Origin of the sequence: uncultured Brachyspira sp. (assembly GCF_910578695.1) — a bacterium.
Taxonomy (GTDB): domain Bacteria; phylum Spirochaetota; class Brachyspiria; order Brachyspirales; family Brachyspiraceae; genus Brachyspira.
This window is the reverse complement of the sequence record NZ_CAJTQJ010000073.1, coordinates 1-3,080: the sequence shown is the minus strand read 5'-3', so window position 1 is coordinate 3,080 and position 3,080 is coordinate 1. Positions and strand designations below refer to the sequence as shown.

The window sequence follows — 3,080 nt, the reverse complement described above, 5'->3', positions numbered from 1 at the left end:
TTACTTCGTTTCATACATAAAATATAATAATTTTATGTTATCTGGGTCAGCCCCAAATATTTTATCAGCAGAAATAAATATTTTTTATTAAAAGTAAAAACTTAATTATAATAATAATGAAAGTTCATTTATAACTTTTTTTAATTATTATATGTTTTATATTGTTCTATTTTATCTTAGCTATAAATATATCATCTATCTTTTCAATTTTTTCTATAGCTTCAATTATGGAATTAATATTAACATCTTTAAGTACAAACATAAAATTTCCGTTTCTTACTGTGCTTTTATCAATATTAATATCATAAAAAGCCTCATTGAATGCATCTAAATTATTGCTGTTTGATTTAAATCTCACATAGAAAGTTTCATTTTTTTCTTTGAAATCTTTAACTTTAAGTTCTTTGTTTTCATTAACAAATCCTAATATAGGTATTCTAAGCTCATCAGTAATAAGAATATTTCTAGCCAAAGTAACAGCATCGGAAACTATAGCACTGCTTGTAGGTCTTCCCCCAGCACCTGAACCATAAAAAACTGTATCCCCAGAGCGATCTCCCGCTATAGTTATAGCATTAAAAGCATAATCAACCTTAGAAAGCATATTATTATCATTAAGTAATGTAGGTATAACATATATATATGCATTATTATTTTCATCTAAAGAAGCTTCAGCTATTAATTTGATAGTAAATCCAAGCTCGGATGCAAATATAATATCATCTAATATAATATTTCTTATTCCTCTTATAAATATATTATCAAAACTTATAACATTGCAGAAAGCTATTGATGAAAGTATGCATAATTTATGTGCAGTATCTATTGCATCAATATCAAATGTAGGATCAGCCTCTGCATATCCTTTTTCCTGTGCATCTTTAAGAACATCATTAAAATTCAAATTATTCTTTGTCATATTGGTAAGAATATAATTACAGGTTCCGTTTAATATTCCGTATACATTCTCTATTCTATCAGAAACTAAACTTTCCTTCATAGCTTTTATTATAGGTATAGCACCTGCAACAGAAGCCTCGAAAGCTATATCAGTTTTTCTTCCCCTTATAAGCTCGCCGAAACAATTTGCAAGCAATGCTTTATTTGCTGTAACTACAGGCTTTTTTACATTCATAAGAAGCTCTTTTGCAGTGTCCATTCCGCCCAATACTTCTATTACTATATCAATATCATCATCATTTAATATATCATTTAAATTTTTTGTTTTTATCTCTACTTTGTTCAAAAAAATATCATCTTTTACTTTATCTATATTTCTGCTGAAAATGGTTTTTACGGTTAATTTTATTCCTGTTCTATTTTCCATTATGGAATTATTTTCTATAATAGTTTTTACTGTATCTTTTCCTACATGCCCATAACCTGCAACAGCAACTTTAAACTCTCTCTTCTTAAGCATAATATTTTCTCCTTAAAATTTAATAAAAAAAATTAATAAAATCAACCATAAAATTTAATAAAATCAACTATTAATTATTATAAAAGTTAATATATTGTAGTTTTGATTTATGCGAATTTCTAAATACGATATTACTATATCAAGTTATATTATAACATTCATTAAAAAAATTTACAATATATATTGCTAAACCTATTTTGTTTAAGAGTTGTAGATACTGCATAATTTTTTGTTTTAAAAAAAGAATATTATTATAATATTATTACCAGCAAAATAATCAAAATATATATTTCAAAATTTAAATTATTTATTAGTGAAATGATTATACAATATTATTGCTTTAATTGTATTTATAATAATTAAAATTAGAATGAATATATAATATATGCATTTAAAAAAATAAATCTCTAACCAAAGCATAAAGTTTATTCTTTGATTTAATACATTGATATTTTTTTCTATCATTATATAATATATTTATCCTAATTTTAGGAGGTAGAAAATGGAAGTCTTAACTTTCACCAAGTAGGTGCCTTGCCTACGGCACGCAGAGCGTCGGCATAACTGCAGTTATTAATTTGCTTGCAACAATAATATCTGTAGTTAAATCGATTAAAGATTAAAACCTTTAATTGATTTACGAAAGAGAGTCAAGTTAGCCCTTCCATTACTGCTATTATAATAAAAAATAAAGGAAGTGTCAAGATGAACATAGAAATTTTAAATACTTGGCTTGAGCTTGTAAGAAGCGTACTATTTTTAATAGTTGTAATTCAAATGCTTAATAATAAGAAGAATGCTTAATAACAATAAGAAGAAAGAGGATAAAAAATAATGAGTACAGCAGTTTTTATATTAAATATCATCACATGCGTTCTTTTAATTGCAGTGATTGTTTTAAATATAATTAAAAAATAATAATGATAATATTATGAAAAGAGAGTGAGCAGTAAGAAAAAAATTGCTGCCCAAAGAAAAAGTAAAGCCTGTTAAAAGTATTTCTTTTAAAATTAGCAAAGCATTATATAAAGAAGCTGAAGAAATAGCTAAAGCAAATAATTTAAGTATAGGGCAGTATGCTAAAAAAATATTACACGGCTGTGTGCTGGCAGCATTAGAAAATATGAAAGGCAGCAAATGAAATCATACCCCGCAGACTGGCAAGAAGTAAAATTAGAAAATATATTATTGTATTCATTTTATGGAACATCATTACCATCATCAGAAACAGGAAAATATCCTATATTAAAAATGAATAATATGGATAATGGGAATATTATTTTAAATAAATTGTCTTATATAGATTTAACAGATGATGAATTTAATAAAATCAAATTGAAAAAAGGAGACATTCTTTTTAATAGAACTAATAGTTATGAACTAGTTGGTAAAATTTCTTTATTTAATATGGAAGAAGATTATACAATTGCTTCATATATAGTTGCTTTGAGACCTAATCAAGATATTGTAAATCCAATATTTTTAAATAATATACTTAATACAAAATATTATAAAAATCAAATTTCAAAATTAATAAGTAAAGGTGTAAGTCAATGTAATATTAACCCTACATCTTTAAAAAAAAATATAGTAATTATATTACCGCCCCTAGACGAACAAAAACGCATAGCCTCAGTACTGTCCTTATGCGACGAAGCAA

Annotated in this window: 3 protein-coding genes; 2 read left to right on the top strand and 1 reads right to left on the bottom strand. The window is 25.2% G+C overall.

The genetic code is table 11. From position 1 onward, the window contains the following. Positions 1 to 166: 166 nt before the first annotated feature. Entirely contained in the window at positions 167 to 1,420 is a 1,254-nt protein-coding gene (locus QZ288_RS11675; protein ID WP_295159059.1) for a homoserine dehydrogenase, read from the bottom strand. A gap of 961 nt (positions 1,421 to 2,381) precedes the next feature. On the opposite strand from QZ288_RS11675, the gene QZ288_RS11670 reads away from it, so the two are divergent. Together QZ288_RS11670 and QZ288_RS11665 are read left to right on the top strand one after the other, a co-directional pair. Continuing rightward, entirely contained in the window at positions 2,382 to 2,561 is a 180-nt protein-coding gene (locus QZ288_RS11670; protein ID WP_295159057.1) for a hypothetical protein, read from the top strand. Next, the coding region (locus QZ288_RS11665) for a restriction endonuclease subunit S (RefSeq protein ID WP_295159055.1) at positions 2,558 to 3,080 on the top strand (523 nt) is incomplete at its 3' end. The genes QZ288_RS11670 and QZ288_RS11665, both read left to right, overlap by 4 nt.

Bases quoted from the DNA above. Each gene is read 5' to 3' on its own strand.
- QZ288_RS11675 (WP_295159059.1), bottom strand. From the start codon at position 1,420: ATGCTTAAGAAGAGAGAGTTTAAAGTTGCTGTTGCAGGTTATGGGCAT.